This window comes from Ferrovibrio sp. (assembly GCF_041906005.1).
GTDB lineage: Bacteria > Pseudomonadota > Alphaproteobacteria > Ferrovibrionales > Ferrovibrionaceae > Ferrovibrio.
Genome location: NZ_JAYRJY010000001.1, coordinates 1,864,013 through 1,889,466, shown reverse-complemented (window position 1 = coordinate 1,889,466; position 25,454 = coordinate 1,864,013). Strand labels below are relative to the sequence as shown.

Below are 25,454 nucleotides of genomic sequence, written 5' to 3'. Positions count from 1 at the left end.
CTTCTGCCCAGTGAACTCCGATGAAATTCCTCGATCAGGCCAAGGTCTATATTGAAAGCGGACACGGCGGCGCCGGTTCCGTCAGCTTTCGCCGCGAGAAGTTCATCGAATATGGCGGCCCCGATGGCGGCAATGGCGGCAAGGGCGGCGATGTCTGGGCCGAATGCGTCGACGGGCTGAATACCCTGATCGACTACCGCTACCAGCAGCATTTCCGCGCCGCCCGCGGCGGCCACGGCATGGGGCGTCAGCGGTCCGGCGCCAATGCGGAAGACGTGATCTTGAAAGTGCCCAAGGGCACGCAGATCCTGGCCGAGGACAACGAGACCCTGCTGGCCGACCTGACCGAGATCGGCCAGCGCGTTTTGCTGTGCAAGGGCGGCGATGGCGGCTTCGGCAACGAGCATTACAAATCCTCCACCAATCGCGCGCCACGGCGCGCCGATCCCGGCTGGCCCGGTGAGGAGAAGTGGATCTGGCTGCGGCTGAAACTGATCGCCGATGCCGGCCTGGTCGGATTGCCCAATGCCGGCAAGTCCACTTTCCTGAGCCGCGTCTCCCGCGCCAAACCCAAGATCGCCGATTATCCCTTCACCACACTGAAGCCCCAGCTCGGCGTCGTGAAGGCAAACGACAAGGAATTCGTGCTGGCCGATCTGCCCGGCCTGATCGAGGGCGCGGCCGAAGGCGCCGGCCTGGGCCATCGTTTCCTCGGCCATGTCGAGCGCTGTGCCGTGATCCTGCATCTGGTGGATGGCACGGCGGAAGATCCCGTCGCCAACTGGAAGATGATCCGCAAGGAGCTGAAGGCCTATGGCGCGGCGCTGGACAAAAAGCCCGAGATCATCGGCCTGAACAAGATCGACGCGCTTTCAGCCGACGAGCTGAAGGAGAAGATGGCCAGGCTGAAACGCTCGGCCAAACGCCCGGTGCTGGCACTGTCGGGCGTCTCGGGCGAGGGCATCGACGCGGTGGTGAACCAGCTTTATGCCGTGATCGCCGAGGCGCGCGAAGCCGAAAAGGCCGCACTGCAGATCGATGAACGAGCCGAGGGCCGTGATGAGTAATCCGCTCGCCCGCGCCAAACGCGTCGTCGTCAAGGTCGGCTCGTCGCTGCTGGTCGACGCGGAAAAGAACACCTTGCGCGACGCATGGCTGAATGCGCTGGTCGATGACATCGCCACCCTGCGGGCCGATGGCAAGGATGTGTTGGTGGTATCGTCGGGTGCCATCGCGCTGGGCCGTCGCATCCTGGGCCTGAACGGCAAGGCTTTGCGGCTGGAGGAAAGCCAGGCCGCGGCGGCAGCCGGGCAGATCCGCCTGTCCTCGGCCTGGCAGGAAGCCCTGGCGCGGCACGACCTGAAGACCGCGCAAATCCTGCTGACCCTGGGCGATACGGAATCGCGGCGGCATTACCTGAATGCCCGCGAGACGGTGCACACATTGCTGAAACTCGGTGTCGTGCCGGTGGTGAACGAGAACGACACGGTGGCCACGGCGGAAATCCGCTTCGGCGACAATGATCGTCTCGCCGCCCGGGTGGCGCAGATGATCTCGGCCGACTGCCTGATCCTGCTGTCTGACATTGACGGGCTCTACACCGCCGATCCCGGCGTCGATCCCAATGCAAAATTCCTCGCCACCGTACCGGCGATAACTGCCGAAATCGAGGCGATGGCCGGCGTCTCGCGCTCAGGACTGGGGCGCGGCGGCATGGTGACCAAGATCGTGGCGGCCAAGATCGCGGTCGGTGCCGGCTGCGCCATGGTGATCGCCAATGGCAAGCAGATGCATCCCGTGCGGAGCGTGCGCGATGGTGGCCGCTGCACCTGGTTTGAAGCCGAAGGCACACCGGCCGCGGCCCGCAAGCAATGGATCGCCGGCCATCTCAATCCGCAGGGCACGCTGACCCTGGATGCCGGCGCGGTGAAGGCTTTGCGTTCGGGCCGTTCGCTGCTGCCCGCTGGCGTCACAAAAGTGGATGGCAAGTTCCAGCGCGGCGACCTGGTGCGCGTCTGCGATCCGGACGGCAACGAGATTGCTGTGGGCCTTAGTGCCTATGCCGATGAGGATGCGCGCCGCATCATGGGCCACAAATCCGGCGACATCATCGAAATTCTCGGCTACGGTGGCCGCGACGAGATGATCCATCGCGACGAACTGGTGCTGCGATGACTGCGCATACCGCCATTGCCGATACGGCGACGTTGATGAACGAGATGGGCCGCGCCGCCAAAAGCGCCGCCAGCATCCTCGCCACGGCATCGACCGAACAGAAAAATGCCGCCCTGCGCGAGGCGGCCAAGGCAATTGTCGCTTCCGAGACCTCGATCCTTGCCGCCAATGCCGAGGACATGGCGGCCGGCAAGGAAAAAGGCCTGACGCCCGCCCTGCTCGATCGCCTGATGCTGGATTCAAAACGCATTCACGCCATCGCCCAGGGCCTGGAGGATGTGGCGGCCCTGCCCGATCCGGTCGGCGCGGTGATGGCGGCATGGACGCGGCCCAATGGTCTGAAATTCGAACGCGTGCGCACGCCTTTGGGCGTGATCGGCGTGATTTTCGAGAGCCGCCCGAATGTGACCGCCGATGCCGGTGCACTCTGCCTGAAGGCGGGCAATGCCTGCATCCTGCGTGGCGGCTCGGAAAGCTTCCGCTCCAGCCGCGCGATCCATGCCGCGCTGGTCGCTGGCCTGAAAGCCGCTGGCCTGCCCGAGGCGGCGATCCAGTTGGTGCCCACCACCGACCGCGCCATGGTCGGCGCCATGCTGACGGCGGCGCAATGGCTGGACGTGATCGTGCCGCGCGGCGGCAAGTCTCTGGTGGCGCGCGTGCAGACCGAAAGCCGCGTGCCGGTCTTTGCCCATCTGGAAGGCAATTGTCACGTCTATGTCGAGGCCAGCGCCGATGCCGACATGGCGGAAAAGATCGTACTGAACGCCAAGCTGCGCCGCACCGGCGTCTGCGGCGCCGCCGAAACCCTGCTGGTGGAACGCGCGGCCAGCGCCACGCATCTGCCCCGTCTGGTGAAGGCCCTGCTGGACCGCGGCTGCGAAGTGCGCGGCGATACCGAGACGCAAAAGGTCGACGCGCGCGTGAAGCCGGCCACGGAAGAAGACTGGGCCACCGAATACCTGGACGCCATTATCGCCGTGCGCGTGGTGGCCGGCCTGGACGAGGCGATTGCCCATATCGCCAGCCACGGCTCCAGCCATACCGAGGCGATCCTTACCGAGGATGCGGATCACGCGACGCAGTTCATGAAGCGGCTGGACAGCGCGATCCTGCTGCACAATGCCTCGACGCAGTTCGCCGATGGCGGCGAATTCGGCTTCGGCGCCGAGATCGGCATCGCCACCGGCAAGATGCATGCGCGTGGCCCGGTGGGCGTGGAGCAGCTCACCACCTTCAAGTACCGCGTTCACGGCAACGGCCAGATCAGGCCCTGAGACCATCCGCCGGAGCCGCCGCGCCGCATGATCCCGTCCCCCGGCTCTCCCCTTGGCCTGCGCATTGGCCTGCTCGGTGGTTCGTTCAATCCCGCCCATGCCGCGCATCGCGAGATCAGCCTGACGGCCCTGCACCGGCTGAAACTGGATCAGGTCTGGTGGCTGGTCAGCCCGCAGAACCCGCTGAAATCGACATCCGGCATGGCACCGCTGGAGCAGCGACTGGCCGAAGCGCGCCGGGTCTCGGCGCATCCACGCATCCTGGTCACCGATATCGAAAGCCGGCTCGGCACGCGCTACACGGCCGATACGCTGGCCGCCCTGCGGCGGCATTACCCGCAGACGCGCTTTGTCTGGCTGATGGGTGCCGACAACCTGGCACAGTTCCATCGCTGGCAGGACTGGCAGGGCATCGCGCAGATGATGCCGATTGCCGTGCTGGACCGCCCCGGCTTCAACCTGACGGCGCCGCAGAATCCGGCCGGGCAATGGCTGTCGCGCTTTCGCGTGGCGCGCCATGACGCCGCCGCCCTGGCCGGCAAACCCGCGCCGGCTTTTTTGTTGCTGAAATCCAAGCTCAATCCGCTGTCTGCCACCGCGATCAGGCAGCAGCGCGGCAAACGTCAGGCTTGACGCAGATACAGCTTGTTGATGCCGGTGAGCAATTTGTGCACCGGCCGATAGAGGCCGAGAAAATCCTCCCAGCTTAAGCCCAGTACATTCGCCATCTCGGCCAGTGTGCGGCGGCCATCGAGCAGCGCGGCGATCTCGGGTGCACGCGGCGGTGCGGGGAATACCAGCCGTTCGTTCTGGAAGCTGATCGCCAGTTCGCCGCGCTTTTGCAGCGTCTCGGCCAGGGCTTGCGGCGGAATGCCGTTCAGCCATGGCACCAGGTCGGGCGCAGGCTGCGCCACAGCCTGGTTCACGCGCGCCGACGGCACGGCATAAAGCACATGGGTTTTCAGCGTACCGCTCAGGCGCTCCGCCAGGGCCGCCTGCTCCAGCCAGGGCAGTTTTTCCGCGCGGGCGCGCAGGCTTTCGTCCTTCAGGTAGCTGAGCGGATCATAACGGCAGGGCTCGATGAAAGCGCTGATGCCCAAATCCGCGCCGGCGACAAACTCGGCCAGTTCCGGCACGGTGTAGGCACGATCCTGCGCATGCAGCAGCAGGTCGTAGAATTCCGCATCGCCCAGCTTGTGGTCGCCCAGGAAAGGGTTGCGCCTGAACTCGTTGGTCTCGGGCAGTTCGGCCAGCAGCGTTTTCGCCAGCGCCAGCCTGCCAGCCGCCGGCAGGTCGGCCGTGAGCTGGCGCAGGGCGGCCTGCAGCGGATAGACCCCGGCGCGGCCGTAGCTGCCATAAACCATCAGGCCCATGCCGCCATCAGGCGACAAAGCCTGTTTCAGCACGGCAAGGCCGGCCGGCGGATCGGGCAGGTGATGCAGCACGCCACAGCAATCGATGTAGTCATACGGCCCCGGCGCGAGCTGCGGCAGATCAAGCAGCGATCCGGTGAGGAAACGGATATTCTTCAGGCCGCGCACTTCGGCGCGCGCCTCGGCGATCTTGCGCGAGGCCGCCGAGAGATCGAGATAGACCACCTCGTGCCTGCCGCCCGAGGCCTGCAGATACTGGGCAAGGTGAATGAGCCCGTCGCCCGTGCCGCCGCCGGCCACCAGCGCTCGGAACGGCTGGCTGAAATCACGCCGGCCGGCGAAAACGTAATGGTTGAGTTCCGGCAGGAAACTCGGGCTGCCGGTGATCAGCCGTTTGCGTTCCTCCGCCGGATCGCGCGCCGGATAGGGATAGGCCTCGTACTGTCCTTTGACGGAGTCGGTCACGCGACCTTGATCACCACCTTGCCGGTGGTCTTGCGCGACAACAATGCCTGCATCGCCTGCGGTACCTGATCGAGTGGATAGCTGGCCGAGACATGCGGCTTCAGCCGGCCCTGTTCATAGAGCGCCAGCAATGCTGCAAAATTGGCGCGGTTCTTTTCCGGTTCGCGCGCCGCAAAAGCGCCCCAGAAGACGCCGACGATGCTGCAGCCCTTGATCAGCGCCAGATTCGCCGGTGCTTCCGGGATGCGACCCGAGGCGAAACCGATCACCAGCAGGCGGCCATCCCAGTTGATGCAGCGCAGGCTCTGGTCGAAAGCATCGCCGCCAACCGCGTCATAGATCACGTCGGCGCCGTTGCCGCCGGTGAGTTCCTTGACGCGGTCCTTGATGCTTTCTTTCGAGTAGTTGATCACATGGGCGGCGCCGTATTCCTTCACGATCGCCGCCTTCTCGTCGGAGCCCACGGTGCCGATCACGGTGGCGCCCAGCTCGCGGCCCAGTTCCACGGCATTCAGGCCCACGCCGCCCGCCGCGCCATGCACCAGCAGTACCTCGCCCTTTTTGATGCGGCCGCGATCGACCAGGGCGTGATAGGTGGTGCCATAGGTGATCGGGAAACCGGCCGCGATCTCGTAGGGCATGCTGGTGGGAATCTTGAACACGTTGCTGGCCGGGCAGTTCACCAGCGTGCCGAAAGCGCCGTTGCCGGTGGTGGCCATGACGCGGTCGCCGACCTTGAGATCGCTCACCTTCTCGCCCACCTCGGCGATCTCGCCGCCGCATTCCATGCCGGGTGCAAAGGGGAAAGCCGGTTTGAACTGGTATTTGCCGGCGATCATCAGGGTATCGGGGAAATTCAGGCCGGCGGCGTGCACGCGGATGCGCACATCCTTCGGTCCGAGCGCCGGCAGCGGCAGATCCTCCAGTACCAGACTTTCCGGCCCGCCCCAGGCTTTGCACACCATGGCTTTCGCAACGGCAGCGCTCATCTCTCACTCTCCCTGATTTTTCTTATGGTCCGGGTTTTTCTTGTCTGCAGATACAGAAATGGCGCCGACATCCGCCGGCGCCATCCGTCGCATCCCGCTTATTTGGGCGCCATGACCATGGTCATCTGTCGCCCTTCCATCTTGGGCGTCTGTTCCATCTTGGCCTTGTCACCGAGATCTTCACGCACGCGGTCGAGCAGCTTCATACCCAGTTCCTGGTGCGCCATCTCGCGACCACGGAAGCGCAGGGTGACCTTCACCTTGTCGCCTTCTTCCAGGAACCGCACCATCGCCCGCATCTTCACGTCATAATCATGCGTGTCGATCATCGGGCGCAGCTTGATTTCCTTGATCTCGATGACCTTCTGCTTCTTGCGCGCCTCGGCCGCCTTCTTCTGTTCCTCGTACTTGTACTTGCCGTAATCGAGGACCTTGGCGACGGGCGGCTGGGCGGTCGGCGAAATCTCGACCAGGTCCAGCCCGGCCTCTTCGGCGATTTTCAGCGCTTCACGGATAGGGACGACACCGCGATTTTCGCCGACGGCGTCGATCAGACGAACCTGGGGAACGTCGATCTCGAAATTCACCCGCGGACCGTCGCTTTTGGGCGCCGGCGGGGCATTAAACGGGGGACGGGCTATGACGCGCTCCTAAAGTAGTTGCAACATAATCAGTGAGTTAGGACGGAGCCGGCTCGAAATCAAGCCGAAGGCATCCGCGCCTCGGCCGCCAATCTAGCAATCGCGTCGGCCAAAGCAATGGTTTCCTGCTGCTCGGAACCGAGGCGGCGCAGGGTGACGGTGTTCTGTTCCGCCTCCTTTTTGCCGACCACCAGGATGACCGGTACCTTGGCCAGACTGAGCTCGCGGATCTTGTAATTGATCTTCTCGTTGCGCAGATCGGTATCGACGCGCAGGCCGGCGGCATCGAGCCGGTCGGCCACGCTCTGCGCATAGGCATCGCAATCGGAAACGATCGGCGCCACCACGGCTTGGATCGGCGCCATCCACAGCGGCAGGCGACCGGCATAATGCTCGAGCAGGATGCCGATGAAACGCTCGAAACTGCCGAGGATCGCGCGATGCAGCATCACCGGCCGATGGCGCCCGCCATCGGCGCCGACATAGTCGGCATCCAGGCGCTCGGGCAGCACGAAATCAACCTGCAGGGTGCCGCATTGCCAGTCGCGGCCGATGGTGTCGCGCAGTACGAATTCCAGCTTGGGGCCATAGAAGGCGCCCTCGCCGGGATTGAGCGTGTAGTCCAGGCCGGCGGCGACGCAGGCTTCCTTCAGCGCGTTCTCCGCCTTGTCCCAGGTGGCATCCGTGCCGGCGCGCTTGTCCGGCCGGTCGGAGAATTTCACCCGGATGTCGGTGAAGCCCATGTCGTGGTAGATGCTCTTGAGCAGCTCGCAGAATTCCTTGCTCTCCGAGATGATCTGGTCTTCCGTGCAGAAGATATGCGCATCGTCCTGGGTGAAGTTGCGCACGCGCATGATGCCGTGCAGCGCGCCACCCGGCTCGAAACGGTGGCAGGAACCGAATTCGGCCATGCGCAAGGGCAGGTCGCGATAGCTCTTGAGCCCCTGGTTGAAGATCTGCACATGGCAGGGGCAGTTCATCGGCTTGAGCGCGAAAACGCGTTCTTCCGGGTCGCTGCCGTAATCGCGGATGCCCTGCTCGTTTTCCGCCAGATACATGTTCTCGCGGAACTTCTCCCAGTGGCCCGAGGCTTCCCACAGCTTGCGATCGACCAGCTGCGGCGTCTTCACCTCGACGTATTTCGCCTTTTCCAGCCGGTTGCGCATGTAGCGTTCCAGCGTGCGATACAGCGTCCAGCCCCTGGGGTGCCAGAACACCATGCCGGCGGCTTCTTCCTGCTGGTGGAACAGGCCCATTTCCTTGCCCAGCCGGCGATGGTCGCGCTTCTCGGCCTCTTCCAGGCGCTTGAGATAGGCGTCCAGTTCCTTCTGATCGCGCCAGGCCGTGGCATAGACGCGCTGCAGCTGACGGTTCTTGGCGTCGCCGCGCCAGTAGGCGCCCGACACCTTCATGATCTTGAAGGCCGTGGGCAGCTTGCCGGTGGAGGGCAGATGCGGCCCCATGCAGAGGTCGAGCCAGTTCTCGCCCTGGCGATAGATCGAGATCGCCTCGCCGCGCTTGGCAATCTCATCGACCCATTCCGCCTTGTAGGTTTCGCCGATGCGACGAAAATGGCCCACAGCCTTCTCGGCCGGCCATTCCTCGCGCGTGATCGGCAAATCCTGCTTCACGATCTCGGCCATGCGCTGTTCGATCCTGGCGAAATCGTCGGGCGTGAAAGGCTCGTCGCGCACGAAGTCGTAATAGAAGCCATCGTCGGTGGCGGGGCCGAAGGTGATCTGGGTGCCGGGGAACAGCTCCTGCACCGCCTGCGCCATCACATGGGCGCCATCATGGCGGATCAGTTCCAGCAGCTCGGCCTCGTTCTTGTCCTTCATGGTGACGATTTCGAGCCGGGCATCCCGGGTGATCGGGGTTTTGAGATCGCGCAGCACGCCATCCAGCCGGATCGCCAGCGCCGCCTTGGCCAGGCCGGCACCGATGCTGGCCGCCACATCCGCCCCGGTGCTGCCCGCCGCGTAAGTTCGTACACTGCCATCGGGCAGCGTGACGCGGATTTCGGCAGGATTTGCAGCGGACTGGGACATGGGTTAACGGACCTCCAAGGGGGCGCAGCCTAGCCGCCCCGGCCCCCCTGTCAAGCCGGGCCCGCCCCGCCACGGAGGCGGGATTTCAGCCCTGCCCCGGGAACAGCAGCCTCGTGTAAACCTTGATATAGGCTGCGCACATGGCGTCCACGGTAAAGTTTTCCATCACGTGGCGGCGGGCACGCTCGGCGATCACCATGCGGCGTTCGGGCGAGAGCATCAGCGCTTGGCCCAAAGCCTCGGCCAGCGCCTTGGGATCGTTGGGCGGCACCAGCCAGCCGGTTTCACCCGGCAGCACCGTTTCCCGCGCGCCGCCATGGTCGGTGGCGATGACCGGCTTGCCCATGGCCTGCGCCTCGACGGCAATACGGCCAAAGCCTTCGGGGAAGGTGGAGGCCGAGACCACCACATCGGCCAGCATGTAGGCCGCCGGCATGTCCTTGCAGTCGCCGGGCAGGCGCACGCAGCGATCCAGTCCAAGCTGCACGATCAGGCCTTCCAGTTCGGCACGATAGGTCTCGCGGCCCTGGTGGTCGCCCGACAGCACGGCGATGAAATCCTGCTTGCCGCGCTGCTTGGCCAGCAGGCTGAGCGCGCGCAGCAGCACGATATGGCCCTTCCAGCGCGTCAGGCGGCCGGGCAGCAGGATCACCGGCATACCATCCACCAGCCGCCATTGCTGCGCCAGGTTGGCGATGCGGTCGGGATAGATGCGGCCGGGATCGAATTTGCTCAGGTCGGTGCCGCGTGGAATCACGGTCAGGCGGTTGCGCGGCACGCCGAAGGCCTTGTTGGCGTAATCGGCGACGAAGTCGGAAATCGCCACCACCATGTCACCCTTGGCCATCGGCCCGGCCCAGAATTTGCGGAACCAGTTATGCGACTTGTAGGCATTGTGGAAGGTGGTGACGAAGGGCACGCCGCAGCGCTGCGCCGCCGCCCGGGCCGACCAGGCCGGCGCACGCGAGCGCACATGCACCAGGTCCACCGGCAGGGTTCTGATCAGCTCTTCCAGCCGGTCGGCATTGCGGCGCATGACAAGGGGATTCTTGCTGGCCAGCGGCAGCGTGAAATGCCTGGCACCGGCCCGCTCCAGCTCACGCACCATCGGCCCGCCGGCCGAAGCCACGTAGGAAACCCAGCCGGCCTTGGCCAGCGCCTTGGCGGTATCCACCGTGCCCCGCTCGACCCCACCGGTCACCAGGGCCGGCAGAACCTGTAGTATTGCGGGTGGTCTTCCCGAAGGAGGCGTCTCTGGGGTAGAAATATGGGTATCGGACATAAAGGCCGGCAGGGTGGAAGGCTGGCCAGGACAGGCCGTGCCTGCGGGGGTAGCGCAAAGCCGCCCCCATAGCAAGAGAGTGCGGAGCAGGAGTACGGGGCAAGAGGGGGTCAGTGCATGGAGCAGCAATCCTGCATCCCGGTCGCAAAAATGCGGGCGGCCATGGCCGCGTTGCTGGGCGGCGTCTGTCTGCTGGCCGCCGGGATGGCCGCAGCGCAGACCACCGGCAAGAATCCGTCCCATGAAGACATCCTGCGCGGTTTCGACATCAGCGCGCTCTACGCCGATACCGCACAGGGCACCACCGGCTTCGGTTCCGGCGCCACGCTGACCGGCGTGGTCGTACGGTGGGAGAATCCGATCGTCTACAGCCTCGACGGCCTGCAATACGACAAGGCCCGCATCGCCGAGACGGTCGAGACCCTTAAGAAATTCGCCGATCTGGCCGGGATCGTGGTCAAGGAGGGCGCGGTCGGCGGCAAGGACGTCAATTTCCGCATCGTCTTCCGCAATACCGACAACCTGCGGGCCAGCAATGGCGGCAAGGTCGGCTGCCTGACCTCGTGGAACAGCGACAATTGGACGGGCCGTCTGAACTGGGCGGAGCTGCAGATCAACCTGGCCTACCAGGCTGGCATCAGCCAGTGCATCCAGCATGAACTGCTGCATGCCTTCGGCCTGCGCGGCCATCCGCACAAGCTGCATTCAATCCTCAGCTACTATACGACACGCTTCGTCTTCGAGCCGACCGAGGCCGATATCGTGCTGCTACAGACCCTGTATGACCGCCGCATCAAGGCGGGCATGCCGCGGCTGGAGGCCGTGGTGCTGGCCAATGGGATCATTGAGGAAAAACGGCGGGCACTGAACCCCGCGGCACCGCCGGCAACATCGCCCGACGCCGTGCTGGCCGATATCCGGGCCAGCATCGTTGCGCTGGCCGAATCCGGCAATGTGCGCGCCATGCTGCATCTGACCGAGGCATTCCGTGGCGGCAAGGGCGCAGAGCTTGACCCACAACGCTCGAAGGCCTGGCTCGACCGGGCCACGGCCAGCATCGATCCGGTGCAGCGTTTTGACGCCGCCTATGCGCTGCAGTTCGGCCGCATCGTGCCGCGCGACCAGGAACGGGCCGCACGCCTGTATGCCGGCATCGCCGATACCGGACAGGCAGCCGCGCAGAACAATCTGGGCAACATGCTGCGCAACGGCCACGGCCTCGCGACCGACAAGATCGAGGCGCTGAAATGGTTCATCCTGTCGGCAAAGGCCGGCAACAAGCTGGCGGAAAAGAATCGCGACAGCCTTTCGGCCGAACTGGCCGACGACGAGCGCGGCGAGGCCGAACGCCGCGCCGGGGCATGGAAACCCGTCGCCCAGGCCGCCAGGTGAACGGCAACGCCGTTATGCCCGGCTGGCTGGATAGCCGCGCCGCCCGGGCCTGCGCCGTCCTGGCCTGCGCCATCCTGCTCTCCGCCTGTGGCGGCCGCGACTGGAAGCCTACGCTGCAGAGCCACGACCAGCTGGTCCGCGCGTTTGATGAAGCAGCCCTGGCGCGCGGATTCGTCATGAAATGGGCAGGGCCGATCCGTTATGCAACAGACGGGCGCACCGAAGACGCCGCACGGTTGGCCTATGCCGAAGCGGCCCTCCTGCGCATGGCGGCGATGGCCGGTGTCGAAGCCTATAGGGTGCCGCATGTATCGGCGGCCAATTTCGCTCTCGTCTTCAGCAATGTGGAGGCGTTCGGGCTGCCTTCGGCCTCCAGACCTTTCTGCTATGCCGTGCCGATGGCCGATAACAATGGCCATATGACCAAGGTTACCCTGCATCTCAACATCAATATGCCGAATGCCTTCTATGGGCAAACGCAGCAGATCACGCCGGAATACTGCATCGTGCATGAACTGATGCACGGCTTCGGATTTCGCGGCCATTCGCACACCACCTACTCTATCCTGAGTTACGGCAATATCGGACTGCAGGATATGACGGAGGCCGACGAACTGCTGTTGCGCACCCTCTACGATGAGCGCATGAAGCCGGGCCTGCAGCGCTGGCCCGCCCTGTACCAGGCGCACGAGATCATGGCGGAGCTGCGGCACGCAGCCTATCCCGACCAGCCGCGCCCGGGCTTTCCGGCCTATATCGAAAAACTGGCCGCCCGGCTGAAACAGCATTAGGCATGGAAACCGGTCGCCCAGGCCGCTAAATAGGCGGCATGACCGAAACGCAATTCCTCATCCGGCCCGACGGCACCCGCATCGCCTATTGCGCCTCACCAGCCCGGACCGCCGGCCGCCAGCCCGGTGTGCTGTTCTGCGGCGGCTTCAGATCCGACATGACGGGCAGCAAGGCGCTGGCGCTGGAAGCGGCGGCCCGGCAGCGCGGCACCGGCTTCGTGCGCTTCGATTATTTCGGCCATGGCCAGTCGGACGGCAACTTCCTCGACGGCAGCATCGGGCGCTGGAAGGACGACACGCTGGCCGTGTTGCGCGAGGTCTGCGGCGATGGCCCGCAGATCGTGGTCGGCTCCAGCATGGGCGGCTGGCTCGCCGCCCTGGCGGCGCTGGCGCTGCCAGAGAAAGTCGCCGGCCTGGTGCTGATCGCGCCGGCGCTCGATTTCACCGAGGACCTGATGTGGGCGCAGATGGCCGAAGCGCAGCGCGCCATCCTGCTGCGCGACGGCATCCTGCGCGAGCCTTCGCAGTATTCCGACCAGCCCTATGAATATACGCTCAAACTGATCACCGAGGGCCGTGACCACTGCATCCTGAATGCCGGTATCGCCTTCGATAAGCCGGTGCGCATCCTACAGGGCATGCAGGACCCCGATGTACCCTACCAGCATGCCGTGAAAACCATCGAGGCCTTCCGCGGCAACGACACCCGCCTCACGCTGCTCAAGGACGGCGACCATCGCCTCTCGCGCCCGCAGGATATCGACCTGCTGATCGAAACGGTGTGGAGCCTTACGCCTTGAGGGTCGGCAGCAGCGCCTTCAGACCTTCGCGGTAGCTCGGGTATTTCAGCGTCACGCCCAGTTCGTCCTTGATCCTGTCATTCCGCACGCGGCGGCTGTCGGCATAGAAGCTGGCCTGCATCGGCGACAGCTGCGCCGCATCAAACGGAATGGCCGGCGGCACCGGCAGGTTCAGCAACTCGGCGGCATACTGCACTACATCCTGCGGCGGCGCCGGCTCGTCGTCGGCGACATTATATACTGCACCGGGATTGGGCTTTGCCATCGAGGCCTGCAGCACCTGCGCGATATCCTCCACATGGATGCGGCAGAAGACCTGCCCCGGCTTGACGATGCGGTGCGCCGTGCCGCGTTTCACGCCTTCCAGCTGGTTGCGGCCCGGCCCGTAGATGCCGGCCAGGCGAAACACATGCACCGGCACGCCCTGCTCGGCCTGCAGCTTCAGCCAGCCGGCCTCGGCTTCGGCGCGCCGCATGCTGCGCGCCTGGGTCGGGCGCAGGTCGCTTTGTTCGTCCACCCAATCACCATCACGATCGCCATAGACGCCCGTGGTGGAGAGATAACCAAGCCATTTGAGGTTTTTCAGTTTGGCGATATCGGCTGCATGCCAGCGCAGCACCGCATCGGCCTGTTCTTCGGCCGGCACCGAGATCAGCATATGTGTGGCGGGCCCCAGCACCGAGGGATCGCTCAACGGCGCCCTGCCATCGAAGACGTGGCTGTCATAACCCAGCGCCGCCAGAGCCGCGGCCTTCTCCAGGCTGCGGCTGGTGCCGACAATACCCCAGCCCTGCGCCTTCAGCCTTGCCGCCAGCACCTTCGCGCTGAATCCCAGACCGAAACAGAACAATACGCTCATTCACGCTCTGCCTTTTCGCCGCATGCCTTGCTTTTGCCATGACGGCCGGCCACTCTCCGGCACCATGACATCCTTCGCCAAGATAGTGCCTGCGCTGTGCGGCGCCAGTGCCGCGCTGTTTTTTGCCGCCGCTCTGCCTGCGGCACAGACGCCGCAGAAGGCAGCTGCTCCGGCTCAGACGCCGGCACCAGCCCAACCGCAGTCGCGCGTGCTGGAAGATGCCGCCTACGAGGATTGCCTGGCGTTGATGCGCAAGAATCCCGAGGAAGGCTTCGCCCAAGCCCAGCTCTGGCAGGCCACCGGCGGCGGCCTGCCGGCGGCCCATTGCGCGGCCCTGGCGCTGGTGGAAATGAAGCATTACGCCGATGCCGCCGACCGGATCGAGCAGTTGCTGCCGCTGGCCGAGAAACAGGCGCCCCACCTGACCGTCGCGCTGCTCGACCAGGCGGCCAATGCCTGGCTGTTGGCCGAACAGCCGCAGCGCGCGAAACAGCTTCTGGATATCGCGCTGAAGGCGGTGCCCGACACGCCCGATCTGCTGATCGACCGCGCGCTCAGCCTGGCGGCCCTGGGCGACTATCAGGCCGCGCGCGTGGATCTCGACCGCGTGCTGGGTCTCGATCCGACGCGCGAGGATGCCCTGGCCCTGCGTGCTTCGGCACGACGGCAGACCGGCGACCCCAAGGGCGCGCTGGAAGATACCGAAACCGCGCTGGCACTCAATCCGCGCCTGCCCGAGGCTTTGCTGGAACGCGGCATCCTGCGCTTTGAGGCGGGCGACAAGAAAGCCGCACGGGCCGACCTGATCCAGGTGCGACTGATCGCACCTGACAGCGCCGCCGCCATCTCGGCCGGACTGTATATCGAGAAAATGGACGTTAAGTCGGACTGAACTCGGCGCGCACCGCGGGATCGGATTCGGCCTTTTCCCGCGAAGCGGCGAAGTGCGCGAACTCGTCCACCGGCATCAATTGCCTTAGCGCCCAGACGGCATGGGCGCGCACCGGTGCCGCCGGATCGGTGCTGAGTTTCTCCAGCATCGGAATTGCGGCGGCATCATTGCTGTTGCCCAGCGCGATGCAGACATTGCGCACGAAGCGGTCACGGCCGATCCGCTTCACCGGGTTGGTGCTGAAACGCTCACGGAATGCCGTGTCGTCCAGCGCAGCCAGCTCCAGCAGCAAGGGCGCGGTCAGCTCCGGCCTTGCCTGCAATGTTGCCTCGCGCGCGGCGGATGCGAACTTGTTCCATGGGCAGACCGCCAGGCAATCGTCGCAGCCATAGATGCGGTTGCCCATGGGCTTGCGGAATTCATGCGGGATGATGCCGCCATATTCGATGGTGAGGTAGGAGATGCAGCGTCGCGCATCAAGCTGGTAGGGCGCCGGAAAGGCCTTGGTGGGACACACATCGAGGCAGTTCGAACAGGACCCGCAATGGTCGGTTTCCGCCTGCTCCGGTTCGATCTCCAGCGTGGTCAGAATGATGCCCAGAAACAGCCAGGAGCCGAAGTCGCGCGACACCAGATTGGTATGTTTGCCCTGCCAGCCGATGCCGGCGGCAGCACTCAGGGGCTTTTCCATCAGCGGCGCGGTATCGACGAAGACCTTCACGTCGTCGCCCCATTCGCGATGCATCCAGCCGGCCAGGCTTTTCAGCTTTTTCTTGACCACCAGGTGATAGTCGCGACCCTGGGCGTAGACCGAAATGGCGGCGCGCTCGCGCTGCGCCAGCACGTCGAGGGGATTGTCGTCGGGACCGTAATTCAGCCCCAGGGCGATGATGCTTTTCGCCTCGGACCACAACGCGTTCGGATGGCGGCGGCGCTCGGCCTTCTCTTCCAGCCAGGCCATCTCGCCATGACGTTTGAGCGCCATGAAGGCATCGAGTTTTTCGGCCAGGTCCGGGCCGATGCGGTCGGTGGTGGTGAAACCGACCGCATCGAATCCTTCCGCGAGGGCGCGCGCCCGGATGCGCTCCCTCACCGACATCGCGGCTCAGTCCGGCAGGGCGGCGATACAGGCGATCTCGACGCGGTATTCCGGCGCGGCCAGCTTGGCCTCGGTGGTGGCGCGGGCCGGCGTGTTGCCCTTCGGCACCCAGGCATCCCAGGCCTTGTTCATGTCGGCGAAGGTCTTGATGTCGGCCACCCAGACATTGGCCGAGAGGATGCGCGTCTTGTCGGTGCCGGCCTGGGCCAGCAGCTTGTCGATCTGCGCAAGGATCTGCTCGGTCTGGCCGGTGACATCGGCCTTGGGATCGGCGGCGACCTGGCCGGCGAGGTAGACCGTCTTGCCATGCACCACGGCCTGGCTCATGCGGGGGCCGACATCGATGCGGCGGATGGACATGGGGAACGCTCCTTGTTGGTTTCTGCGGTTCGGGTTTTTAGAAATCCAGATCGGCGTAATGCCGGGGCGGCGGCAGGCCGGGGATGTGGTCGGCCAGCAGCGGACGGAAGCTGGGCCGCGACTTCACGCGGGCATACCAGTCCTTGGCACCGGCATAATCGTCCCACGGAATGTCGCCCAGATAGTCGACGCAGCTCAGATGCGCGGCGGCGGCGATGTCGGCCAGGCTGAAATCCTCGCCGGCCAGCCAGTTGCGCCGCTCGGTGAGCCAGCCGATGTAGTCGAGGTGGATCTTCAGGTTGCTGTGCGCGATGCGGATCACGGCGGATTCGGGATGGCCCATGCCGAGGAAGCGCTTCATCACCTTCTCGAACACCAGCGGCTCGGAAACCTCGCGACCGAATTTGTGGTCCCACCACGACACCAGCCGGCGCGTCTCGGCGCGCGACGGCGGATCGAAGCCGATCAGCATCTTGTTGGGGTAGACCTCGTCGAGGTATTCGCAGATCGCCTGGCTTTCGGCCAGCACGCGGCCGTCATGCTCGACCAGCACGGGGCCCTCGCCGGTGGGGTCCATGGCCAGGAATTCCGGCCGGCGCTCCCACACTTTCTCGACCTCGAGGTCGAATTCGAGCCCCTTCTCGCGGAGCAGGACGCGGACTTTGCGGGACTGGGGCGACAGCCACAGATGGTACAGCTTGCGCATGGGGGCGGAGTTTAGTCGTATTCGGAGTGCTGAAAAAGATTCAGGTCGGAAAAATGCAAGGGGTGCCAAGGGCATGCTGAAAATCTGGGGACGCGGCAGCTCGGTGAACGTGCAGAAGGTGCTGTGGGCGCTCGAGGAACTGGGGCTGGCCCATGAGCATATTCCCGCCGGCGGGCCGTTTGGCGGCCTCGATTCGCCGGCCTATCGCGCCATGAACCCCAACGGCCTGATCCCGACGGTTCAGGACAGCGATGGCAGCCTGCATTGGGAAAGCAACGCCATCGTGCGTTATCTGGCCTCCCGCTACGGGGCCGGCTCACTCTGGCCCGAGAACCCGGTGGCGCGCTCAGAGGCCGATCGCTGGATGGACTGGGTGCCGACCACCCTGGGCGAACCCATGCGGGTGCTGTTCTGGGGCTTTGTGCGCGACCCGGTGAATGCCGACCTGAATGCCATGACCGCCGCCGAAAGCCGGCTGGCCGAACTCTGGACCCGGGTCGACACCCATCTGGCCGGCCGGCCTTTCCTGGGCGGCGACCGGCTGACCATGGGCGACATTCCGCTGGGCTGCCATGTGCAGCGCTGGCTGGGTTTCCCCATCACCCGCCCCAACCTGCCGCACCTGGCCGCCTGGCATGCCCGGCTAAGCGCCCGCCCGGGTTATGCCCGGCATGTAATGGTGCCTATGGAATGAAATGGACCGGAAAAGCCCGCTTCGGGTTCATTCCGGTTCATTCTGCTTCGTTTGAGTTCGTTGCGGTTCGTTTGGGTTCGTTTCGCTTCGTTTGTGTTCGTTGCTGCTCGTTTGAGTTCGTTACTGCTCGTTCGCGTTCATTTGACGTATGATTACTAATTGCCGTTTATCGATGCCTACCGGCGCTTGTCGGCACTGTTTTTAGCCTCCAAGGCAGCAAAGCCGGACAAAAATGACCGGAATCGGTGCCTCAGGGCATTTTCCGGGGCTGGAACGGCAGATTTTCAGTCCGGTTACGCCGATTTCGGTCGAGTTCCATGCTTTCGGGGCCGATTTTGGTATCCGGACCGCTTTTTTCAGGCAAAATTCGCTACTCGCTTCCGTTTCGGTTAACCGGACAGCGGCACATGAAATTTGAGAACATATATAGTACATAATGCTTGCCCGGTCAAGCCGCATCGCGGCCGCCGGCTGGACAAACACCCCGCCATCTGCGCCTATGGCCCGCCGGCGGGCCCCGGATGCATTCCATCCCCGGACGGCTGGCCTTTTCGACCGACAACCAGGTGATGCATGAAGGATAAGGACGGCTTTGCCGAACGGCTCGGCACGGCGGCAGCGGCGCGTAAGGCCCTGCTGGACAAGGCGCGGGCCCTGAACCCCGCCAACGACCCCGAATTCGCCGCCCGCCAGGCGGCCCGGCTGGAAGCCAGCCGCCGCCGCGAGGCCGCCGAGGCCGAGCGCAAGGCAGCCAGGCTAGCCGAAGCGGAGCGCAAAACAGCTGAACGCGCGGCCGCGAAGGCCGCCGCCGAAGCCGCGGCCCAGGCTGAAGCAGAAGCCCTGGAGGCCGCCCGCGCCGCCAAGGCCAATGTCAAAGTGAAATCCGAAGCCGAACTGAAGGCGGCGCGCGACGCGCGCTATGCCGCCCGCAAGGCACGCCGGAAGTAAGACCGGCGGAAGTAAGACCTGAGGATCGTCATGGCCGGCTTCATGCCGGCCATCCACGTCTTATCGCTCACACATCCGCAGACCCGCCCCAGCCGCCCTCGGCGACATCGAGCGTGCCCCGCGTGAGCACCATGTCTTTGGCATCGAGATCGCCAGCGCCCAGATCGGGCTGGTTTTCCAGCGCCGCGTAAAGCGGCGTGAAATCGGGCCGTGTGGCCGCGAACAGGTCCTCGAAGCTGCGGATCACGAAATAGGTTTTCTGGAACGTGTCGATGCGGTAGCGCGTGCGCATCAGCCGCAGCAGATCGAAGCGCACGCGGTTGGGCGCCGCTGAATCGAGGCAGAACACGCTTTCGCCTTTTGACGATAGAATCCCCGCGCCATAGATGCGCGGGCCCTCGCGCGTTTCGATCAGGCCGAATTCCACGGTGTACCAGTAGAGCCGCGCCAGGCGATGCAGCGCGTTCAGCCCTGCCGCCTTCAGCCCGCCCTCGCCATAGGCCTGCATGTAATCGGCGAAAACCGGGTTCATCAAAAGCGGCACATGGCCGTAGATGTCGTGGAAGGCATCGGGTTCCTGGATGTAGTCGAGCTGGTCGGCCCGGCGGATCCACCAGGTGACCGGGAAGCGCCGTTGCGCCAGATGGCCAAAGAAGATCTCGTCGGGCACCAGACCCGGCACGCAGACAATGCGCCAGCCGGTGGCGCGGTCGAGCACATCGGACAGGCGTTCGAAATCCGGCACGCCATCGGATGCCATGCCCAGCCCCTTCAGGCCAGCAAGGAATTCCGGGCAGGCCCGGCCGGGCAGCAGGCCAGCCTGGCGCGCAAACAGGCTGCGCCATACCGCATGATCCTCAGCCGTGTAGCGCTCCAGCGGCTGGGCATGGGTGTAATCGGCGGCAATCTCCAGATCGGCCAGATGCTCTTGCGCCACCATGACGGCCTCCCTCTGCCGTATTTTACTGCGGCAAGGATATGGCGAATGCTGCGCAAAAACTCCGCAACATGACGCGGTTTTTGATCGCTATATGCATGAAACTGGCATATTTTATCCAAAATCGGAGAAATCATGCATGCGGCCTGACCTGGATGTCTTCGACCTGCGCCTGCTGGCCGCCCTGCAGCAGGATGGCCGCGCGCCCAATGCCGCCCTGGCCGACGCGGTGGGCCTGAGCGCCAGCCAGATCAGCCGGCGGCTCGCCCGCCTGGAGCAGGAGGGCGTGGTGGAGCGTTATGCCGCCCTGCTGCGGCCCGAGGCGGTGGGCTTGAGCGTGCTGGCGTTCACGGCCGTATCGCTGGAGCGCCATGCCGAGGGCATCGTACAGGGATTTGAGCAGACCGTGCTGGCCTGCCCGGAAATCCTGGAATGCTGGTCGGTGACCGGCGAGGCGGATTTCGTGTTGCGCATCGTGGCGCCCGATCTGAAAGCCTTTGCCGATTTCCTGAGCCAGCGCCTGCTGCGCGTGCCGGGCATGCGCAGCGTGCGATCAAGCATCGTGCTGCACCGGATCAAGCAGACAACGGCACTGCCGCTGGAGCAGGCGTCGGGCTAGCACGTCGACAAGCGACAATCGAGCGCCAGCAGAGGCAGCCGGCCGGCGGTATCGCAGACGGTGTCCCGCAGGACAAAACCGTTCTCCGACAGCAGGACGGCTGCGGCATTGCGGATGGTTGCTGCCTGTCCCGCTGCCGGCGGTTCCCAGATCAGCACCAACCTGCCACGCGATGCAAGCTGCCGCCGCAATACCGCCAGTTCTGGCGCGCCGCCGCGCCAGAACAGATTGACGTTGATCGCGAAAGCCAGATCGAAACGTCGCGATGGCGACGGAAGATCCGCAAGAGCCGCGCGCCGTATATCCATCCTGCCTTGCGCGATGGCATCGGCATTCCGCGTCCGGGCCGCAGTTACCGCCGTGGCAGAGCGGTCAATGGCAAGCAGGAAAGCGAACGCCTTTGCATCGTGCAGAATTGCCGCTGCCGCCCCGTTGCCGCAGCCGATTTCCAGAACACGATGACGGGAATCCGGCGAAAGCCGATCCAGCGCAAACCGGATCCGGCGGGGAACGACCGGGGAAGGCATCACTCACGGCTCAGCTGCCGCAGCCAGGCGACGATATCCTCGGTCTGCTGACGCGATAGTTCGATGCCGCGCATGGGCGGATGCGGGGCGGCAAGCCAGCTGCGCAGGCGAGCCTCGTCATTCGGCCGGCCCCGCATCAGGCGCGGCAGGGAAGGTGCCGCATCACTGCCGCGCGATGTCGTGCCGTGGCAGGACGAACACCAGCGTTCGGTCAGCAGGCGGCCCTGGCCGGGCTCGCCCACTTCGGCGGCCTGCGCTGCCATGGCGGTATCGGAAGCGCGCGCCGTATCGACCGGGATCGTCTGGCTGCAGGTGGCGAACAGCGCGAAAGCCAGCAGATAACCGAGGCGGTGCGCTGTCATGGCATCACTCTTTCAGGAAATCGGGGGTGGCCGAGGCGATCAGCAATTCGACCAGGCCGCTCATGGCGCTCTGCACGCGGGCAAAACCGCCGGCCTTTTCGATGCGGGTTTCGTCCATGTAGAGATCGCGGTTGATCTCGAGCTGCAGGGAGTGGATGCCCTGGTCGCGACGGCTGTAATACTGGGTGATGTAGCCGCCGGCATAGGGCTTGTTGCGCGTCGTGCTGAAGCCGCAGGATTTCAGGTAATCCTCGACGCGATCCACCAGGTGCGGCGCGCAGGACACGCCGTGGAAATCGCCGATCACCATGTCGGCACGGCGCTGGCCGGCATCGGGCTGGTTGCTGCCACCCACGCTGGGCATCGAATGGCAATCCAGCAGCAGGGCCACGCCATGCTGCGCCTTCGCCTCGGCCAGCAGGCTTTCGATGGCATCGTGATAGGGCCGCCAGCAGGTCTCGACGCGGCGCTCGGCTTCGGCGAAAGGCAGTTTGCCCTTGTAGATTTCCAGCCCGCCGGCCACGACGCGGGCGATGGTGCCCAGGCCAGCGCCGATCTTGGAACTGTCGGTCACAACATGGGGCGGCAACGGCGCATCGAACATGCCGGGATCGAGTTCGTAGGCGGCGCGGTTGGGGTCGCAATAGGCGCGCGGGAACAGGGCTTCAAGCAGAGGTGCGCCCAAAGCCGGACCGGCGGCATAGAGTTCGTGGATAAAGGCATCTTCCGAGCGGCGCAGGGTGAGCGGATCGAGCTGGCTGGCCCCCCGGAAACTGGCCGGATAGATGTCGCCCGAATGGGGCGAGGACAGCACCAGGGCCGAACGGCCGCTGGCCGGCTGGGTGACGCGGATCGGCGGATCGACCGGGAATTCCGGATCGGGCAGGAACTGGCGGGATTTCAGACTGGCGCTGCTTGTCATGGAGGACCTGAAGGGGAACGCGGGTACAGGACAACTGAAGGCTGGGCAATTTTTAAGATTTCGAACCAATACCCCCTGACTATGGGGCAGGGGGCGGGGCTTGCCAACCGGCCCGTCAATGTTTAAAAGCCAGCCGGTCCGGTCGACCCCCGGACCCTGCGGCCCGGCCTGGTTCGGCGCTTCAGGCTGTGCGTACGGGCGGTTAGCTCAGCGGTAGAGCACTACCTTGACATGGTAGGGGTCACAAGTTCGATCCTTGTACCGCCCACCACGCACCAGACCAAATCTCTATATTTTTTGCCCGATCCAATTTGCGCACCAGCAGCCCTTGCGCGAATTCGATCCGCATATATTCGCCAAAAAAGCCGGAAAACCGGCTTTTTTATTCAGACATAATTAAGCATAATCATGACACGGTCGGTACTGTTGTAACCGGCCGGCGCCGAGCATGACCCGGGCCATATGCTGTCGCATATCCCGACCGGCGCAAACTGGGGGGCAATCAGGCATGGCGTCCAGGATGAGTCATCCTCTGTTCCATGAGTCTGTCTGCAGCCGCGCGGCCTGTAGCGGGGCGGCGATATGACTGTCGAAACCGCCATTCCCATCGGCACCGTCTTCGTGGAGCACTCGCGCTTTCTGCCGCGGGATGCACAGCCGCGCTGGCGTGTCGAGCGCATCGTCGCACTGCCGAACCTGCCCGAACATGCCGCCATCCGCAAACTGGAGCCCGGCGGCGAAGAACGTCTGATCACAGTGCAGGCCCTGGCCCTCAGCGGGAAATACGCCCGGCTCGATAGCTGACCGCGCGGTCACTGCCATGCGCTCATTGCGGCAGAGGCCGGGAAGAACACGCCGTTATTCGTCCGCCCAATGATCAGTGCCTCGGCCTATCGACCGATCCGGGTATAATAACGCATCGGACATTTGCCGATTTCTGGTAGCGTCTCCGTACGACTGGTTGAAGCAGTGTACCGGAGATGCCCGCATGTCCTCTGCCAACCCTTCTCGCCCAGCGCCGCGCATTCCTTTCGCGCCTCTGTCCCTTGTCACCAAAATCGCCCTCATCGTCGCCATCCTGATCACCCTGACGTCCGTTGCGGTGGGCGGCGGCGCGATCTGGGAAGTGCACAAGGAAGTGGCCAGCCAGGTCATCGACCGCCAGAACAACAGTCTGCGCACGCTGGCAATCCTGGTGCACAAATACTTTCCCGACACAAAATTCGAGATCGATGCCCAGGGCCGCGTCGGCCGGGTGACGATGGCGGAGATTCCCGATTTTGCCGATCACGCCATGATCGACGAGGTCGGCGTCGCGACCGGCGAGACGGCCACCCTGTTCCGCTGGCAGGAAGCGGACCAGGATTTTTTCCGTAAAACCACCAACATCAAACGCGACGACGGCGCCCGCGCCGTCGGCACGCCGCTTGGCAAGGCCAGCGCCGCCTATGCGCCGGTTGCGGCCGGCCGAACCTATCTGGGCGAGGCGGTGATCCTGGGCAAACCCTATTACACCGTTTATCACCCCGTGCACGATCCGGCCGGGAAGGTGATCGGCATCCTTTATGCCGGTGTGCTGAAGTCCCGCGCCGAAGCCTTCAGCAATATTGTCGCGCTGGAAGTGCTGACCGTCAGCGCCATCGCCATCGCGATCGGCATTGGCATTGCCGTGTTGTTGACCCGTGCCATCATGCGGCCGTTGCCGCGCCTGACCGAAGCGACGCATCGCTTGGCCGAACACGATCTTTCCGCCCAGATCGGTTATCAGGATCGTGGCGATGAAATCGGCAGTCTGGCGCGCGCGGTGGAAAAGCTGAAGCAGACCTCCGTAACCGCGGCCCGCGCCGAAAGCGGGCTGGAAAACGTTTCCACCAATGTGATGATCGCCGATGAAAACAACATCATCATCTATTGCAACCGCGGTGTGCTGCAAACACTGGGACGGGCGCAGGATGATATCCGCAAGGACCTGCCGCATTTCGACGCTGAGGATCTGATCGGCAAGAATATCGACATTTTCCACAAGAACCCCGCCCATCAGCAAAAGCTGCTGGCCAACCTCAAGGAGGCCTACAGGGCGCGGATCACCGTGGGCGGGCGCATTTTCGATCTAACCGCCAATCCCGCCGTGAACCGGCGCGGTGATCGCGTCGGCACCGTGGTGGAATGGGCGGATCGCACCGAGGATGTACGAACCGGTAATGAACTGGTCGCGATGATCGAGGGCGCCAGCGACAAGGGTTTCGCCGAACGCATCGACACCTCGTCCCGCACCGGTTTCATCAAGGCTTTGGGCGAAGCGATCAATGCCATGTCGGATAAATGCCAGGCCATGACCCAGGAAATCGCCGAAGATATCCGGGCCGTGGCTGCCGGTGATCTGACACGCCGTTCGGACCGGCAATACCCGGGCATTTTTGGTCAACTGAAAACCGGTGCCGATGCCATGGCCGAGCGCATGCGCGATTTCGCCGGTCGGCTGGCCGAGAGTGCGCGGCAGGTCCGCGATGCCTCGGCCGAGATTTCAACCGGCAGCCAGGATCTGGCGCAGCGCACGGAAAGCCAGGCAGCCAGCATCGAGGAGACGGCGGCCTCGATGCACGAGATCACCACGACGGTGAAGCAGAATGCCGACAACGCCCAGGCGGCCAGCCAGTTGGCGATCGCCGCCCGCGACACGGCAGAACATGGTGGCCATGTGGTGAGCGATGCGGTCTCCGCGGTGAGCCGCATCGAGGAAAGCGCGCAGAAGATCAGCGATATTGTCGGCCTGATCGACGAGATCGCCTTCCAGACCAACCTGCTGGCCCTGAATGCCAGCGTGGAGGCGGCGCGGGCCGGCGAGGCCGGCAAGGGCTTTGCGGTCGTTGCGCAGGAAGTGCGTGCCCTGGCGCAGCGTTCGGCCAATGCCAGCAAGGACATCAAGGCGCTGATCCAGGAATCGAATACCCAGGTGAAGACCGGCGCCGATCTGGTGGGCCGCACCGGCCAGTCGCTGACCGAGATCGTGTCGTCGATCAAGAAGGTGAGCGACATCGTGGCCGAGATTGCCGCCGCCAGCCGCGAGCAGGCCACCGGCCTGGAGCAGATCAACACCGCCGTCGGCCAGATGGACGAGATGACCCAGCGCAACGGTGCGCTGGTCGAGGAAACCTCGGCCTCGGCCCAGGCTTTGGCCGATCAGGGTCGCCAACTGGCCAATCTGGTCGGTTTCTTCAAGCTCTGACACGGGCTCAGGCCCGCATATGGGCCTGTCCTTCACATTGCCCTGCCGCTGCGTCACCATCAACGTCAGCGGG

General features: G+C 64.5%; 26 protein-coding genes and 1 tRNA gene. 14 read left to right on the top strand and 13 right to left on the bottom strand.

The features are described from left to right. Positions 1 to 20 precede the first annotated feature (20 nt). Genes obgE through ACE3OO_RS09130 form a run of 4 tightly spaced genes read left to right on the top strand, consistent with a single transcriptional unit; the run spans position 21 to position 4,082 of the window. The gene (gene obgE / locus ACE3OO_RS09145; protein ID WP_374301988.1) at positions 21 to 1,067 is read left to right on the top strand and encodes a GTPase ObgE; all 1,047 of its coding nucleotides are present in this window, start codon (positions 21 to 23) and stop codon (positions 1,065 to 1,067) included. Next, positions 1,060 to 2,175: a glutamate 5-kinase gene (gene proB / locus ACE3OO_RS09140; RefSeq protein WP_374301985.1), complete on the top strand. Its 1,116-nt coding sequence runs from the start codon at positions 1,060 to 1,062 to the stop codon at positions 2,173 to 2,175. The genes obgE and proB overlap by 8 nt, the downstream gene beginning before the upstream one ends. Continuing rightward, positions 2,172 to 3,449 (top strand): glutamate-5-semialdehyde dehydrogenase, encoded by a 1,278-nt coding sequence (locus ACE3OO_RS09135; protein ID WP_374301982.1) that lies wholly within the window; start codon positions 2,172 to 2,174, stop codon positions 3,447 to 3,449. Before proB ends, ACE3OO_RS09135 begins: the two co-directional genes overlap by 4 nt. A gap of 27 nt (positions 3,450 to 3,476) precedes the next feature. After that, complete coding sequence (locus ACE3OO_RS09130) at positions 3,477 to 4,082, top strand: nicotinate-nucleotide adenylyltransferase (protein WP_374301980.1); 606 nt, start codon at positions 3,477 to 3,479, stop codon at positions 4,080 to 4,082. Here the strand turns inward: ACE3OO_RS09130 and ACE3OO_RS09125 are convergent. The 5 genes from ACE3OO_RS09125 to ACE3OO_RS09105 all read right to left on the bottom strand — a co-directional run bounded on the left by ACE3OO_RS09125 (position 4,073) and on the right by ACE3OO_RS09105 (position 10,166). Then, entirely contained in the window at positions 4,073 to 5,287 is a 1,215-nt protein-coding gene (locus tag ACE3OO_RS09125) for a class I SAM-dependent methyltransferase (protein WP_374301977.1), read from the bottom strand. The two genes, ACE3OO_RS09130 and ACE3OO_RS09125, sit on opposite strands and share 10 nt — an antisense overlap. After that, positions 5,284 to 6,276, bottom strand: a complete 993-nt coding sequence (locus ACE3OO_RS09120; protein WP_374301975.1) for an NADPH:quinone oxidoreductase family protein — start codon at positions 6,274 to 6,276, stop codon at positions 5,284 to 5,286. The genes ACE3OO_RS09125 and ACE3OO_RS09120 overlap by 4 nt, the downstream gene beginning before the upstream one ends. Positions 6,277 to 6,374: 98 nt before the next feature. Next, positions 6,375 to 6,917, bottom strand: coding sequence for a translation initiation factor IF-3 (gene infC / locus ACE3OO_RS09115; RefSeq protein ID WP_374304679.1), 543 nt, complete (start codon positions 6,915 to 6,917; stop codon positions 6,375 to 6,377). 59 nt (positions 6,918 to 6,976) lie between these two features. Then, entirely contained in the window at positions 6,977 to 8,965 is a 1,989-nt protein-coding gene (gene thrS, locus ACE3OO_RS09110; protein ID WP_374301973.1) for a threonine--tRNA ligase, read from the bottom strand. 85 nt (positions 8,966 to 9,050) lie between these two features. Continuing rightward, entirely contained in the window at positions 9,051 to 10,166 is a 1,116-nt protein-coding gene (locus ACE3OO_RS09105; RefSeq protein WP_374301970.1) for a glycosyltransferase family 4 protein, read from the bottom strand. A gap of 198 nt (positions 10,167 to 10,364) precedes the next feature. On the opposite strand from ACE3OO_RS09105, the gene ACE3OO_RS09100 reads away from it, so the two are divergent. The 3 genes from ACE3OO_RS09100 to ACE3OO_RS09090 are packed head-to-tail and all read left to right on the top strand — an operon-like array spanning position 10,365 to position 13,230. Then, complete coding sequence (locus ACE3OO_RS09100) at positions 10,365 to 11,639, top strand: DUF2927 domain-containing protein (protein WP_374301967.1); 1,275 nt, start codon at positions 10,365 to 10,367, stop codon at positions 11,637 to 11,639. Then, positions 11,609 to 12,430, top strand: a complete 822-nt coding sequence (locus ACE3OO_RS09095) for a DUF2927 domain-containing protein (RefSeq protein ID WP_374301965.1) — start codon at positions 11,609 to 11,611, stop codon at positions 12,428 to 12,430. Before ACE3OO_RS09100 ends, ACE3OO_RS09095 begins: the two co-directional genes overlap by 31 nt. A gap of 38 nt (positions 12,431 to 12,468) precedes the next feature. Continuing rightward, complete coding sequence (locus ACE3OO_RS09090; protein ID WP_374301963.1) at positions 12,469 to 13,230, top strand: alpha/beta hydrolase; 762 nt, start codon at positions 12,469 to 12,471, stop codon at positions 13,228 to 13,230. Here ACE3OO_RS09090 and ACE3OO_RS09085 read toward each other — a convergent pair. Beyond that, a complete protein-coding gene (locus ACE3OO_RS09085) occupies positions 13,220 to 14,089 on the bottom strand; it encodes an SDR family oxidoreductase (RefSeq protein WP_374301961.1) in 870 nt (289 codons plus the stop codon). The two genes, ACE3OO_RS09090 and ACE3OO_RS09085, sit on opposite strands and share 11 nt — an antisense overlap. Before the next feature lie 64 nt (positions 14,090 to 14,153). Between ACE3OO_RS09085 and ACE3OO_RS09080 the strand changes: the two genes are divergently transcribed. Next, positions 14,154 to 14,981, top strand: a complete 828-nt coding sequence (locus tag ACE3OO_RS09080) for a tetratricopeptide repeat protein (RefSeq protein ID WP_374301959.1) — start codon at positions 14,154 to 14,156, stop codon at positions 14,979 to 14,981. On the opposite strand, the gene queG is transcribed toward ACE3OO_RS09080, so the two are convergent. From queG to ACE3OO_RS09065, 3 genes are read right to left on the bottom strand one after another with little or no spacing between them, the layout of a single operon-like run. After that, positions 14,968 to 16,080: a tRNA epoxyqueuosine(34) reductase QueG gene (gene queG, locus ACE3OO_RS09075; RefSeq protein WP_374301957.1), complete on the bottom strand. Its 1,113-nt coding sequence runs from the start codon at positions 16,078 to 16,080 to the stop codon at positions 14,968 to 14,970. The genes ACE3OO_RS09080 and queG overlap by 14 nt on opposite strands. Positions 16,081 to 16,086: 6 nt before the next feature. Continuing rightward, positions 16,087 to 16,440: a RidA family protein gene (locus ACE3OO_RS09070; protein WP_300303704.1), complete on the bottom strand. Its 354-nt coding sequence runs from the start codon at positions 16,438 to 16,440 to the stop codon at positions 16,087 to 16,089. Positions 16,441 to 16,477: 37 nt separating this feature from the next. After that, complete coding sequence (locus ACE3OO_RS09065; protein ID WP_374301955.1) at positions 16,478 to 17,146, bottom strand: glutathione S-transferase family protein; 669 nt, start codon at positions 17,144 to 17,146, stop codon at positions 16,478 to 16,480. Positions 17,147 to 17,219: 73 nt separating this feature from the next. On the opposite strand from ACE3OO_RS09065, the gene ACE3OO_RS09060 reads away from it, so the two are divergent. Both ACE3OO_RS09060 and ACE3OO_RS09055 read left to right on the top strand, forming a co-directional pair. Beyond that, entirely contained in the window at positions 17,220 to 17,840 is a 621-nt protein-coding gene (locus ACE3OO_RS09060) for a glutathione S-transferase family protein (protein WP_374301953.1), read from the top strand. A gap of 573 nt (positions 17,841 to 18,413) precedes the next feature. Beyond that, positions 18,414 to 18,788: a DUF6481 family protein gene (locus tag ACE3OO_RS09055; RefSeq protein ID WP_374301951.1), complete on the top strand. Its 375-nt coding sequence runs from the start codon at positions 18,414 to 18,416 to the stop codon at positions 18,786 to 18,788. A 67-nt stretch (positions 18,789 to 18,855) separates the two neighbouring features. Here the strand turns inward: ACE3OO_RS09055 and phhA are convergent, their stop codons facing one another. Beyond that, positions 18,856 to 19,728, bottom strand: coding sequence for a phenylalanine 4-monooxygenase (phhA, locus tag ACE3OO_RS09050; RefSeq protein WP_374301948.1), 873 nt, complete (start codon positions 19,726 to 19,728; stop codon positions 18,856 to 18,858). Positions 19,729 to 19,864: 136 nt separating this feature from the next. On the opposite strand from phhA, the gene ACE3OO_RS09045 reads away from it, so the two are divergent. Further along, positions 19,865 to 20,344, top strand: coding sequence for an Lrp/AsnC family transcriptional regulator (locus tag ACE3OO_RS09045; protein ID WP_374301946.1), 480 nt, complete (start codon positions 19,865 to 19,867; stop codon positions 20,342 to 20,344). Here ACE3OO_RS09045 and ACE3OO_RS09040 read toward each other — a convergent pair. From ACE3OO_RS09040 to ACE3OO_RS09030, 3 genes are read right to left on the bottom strand one after another with little or no spacing between them, the layout of a single operon-like run. Then, the gene (locus ACE3OO_RS09040; protein WP_374301944.1) at positions 20,341 to 20,871 is read right to left on the bottom strand and encodes a methyltransferase domain-containing protein; all 531 of its coding nucleotides are present in this window, start codon (positions 20,869 to 20,871) and stop codon (positions 20,341 to 20,343) included. The two genes, ACE3OO_RS09045 and ACE3OO_RS09040, sit on opposite strands and share 4 nt — an antisense overlap. After that, entirely contained in the window at positions 20,871 to 21,233 is a 363-nt protein-coding gene (locus tag ACE3OO_RS09035) for a cytochrome c (protein ID WP_374301943.1), read from the bottom strand. The genes ACE3OO_RS09040 and ACE3OO_RS09035 overlap by 1 nt, the downstream gene beginning before the upstream one ends. A 4-nt stretch (positions 21,234 to 21,237) precedes the next feature. Continuing rightward, positions 21,238 to 22,155: an N-formylglutamate amidohydrolase gene (locus tag ACE3OO_RS09030; protein WP_374301941.1), complete on the bottom strand. Its 918-nt coding sequence runs from the start codon at positions 22,153 to 22,155 to the stop codon at positions 21,238 to 21,240. 196 nt (positions 22,156 to 22,351) lie between these two features. Here ACE3OO_RS09030 and ACE3OO_RS09025 point away from each other — a divergent pair. The 3 genes from ACE3OO_RS09025 (at position 22,352) to ACE3OO_RS09015 (ending at position 25,381) form a co-directional block, all read left to right on the top strand. Beyond that, positions 22,352 to 22,426: transfer RNA gene (locus ACE3OO_RS09025), tRNA-Val, on the top strand. A 311-nt stretch (positions 22,427 to 22,737) separates the two neighbouring features. After that, positions 22,738 to 22,959 (top strand): hypothetical protein, encoded by a 222-nt coding sequence (locus ACE3OO_RS09020; protein ID WP_374301940.1) that lies wholly within the window; start codon positions 22,738 to 22,740, stop codon positions 22,957 to 22,959. Positions 22,960 to 23,143: 184 nt separating this feature from the next. After that, positions 23,144 to 25,381, top strand: coding sequence for a methyl-accepting chemotaxis protein (locus ACE3OO_RS09015; RefSeq protein WP_374301938.1), 2,238 nt, complete (start codon positions 23,144 to 23,146; stop codon positions 25,379 to 25,381). Positions 25,382 to 25,454 lie beyond the last annotated feature (73 nt).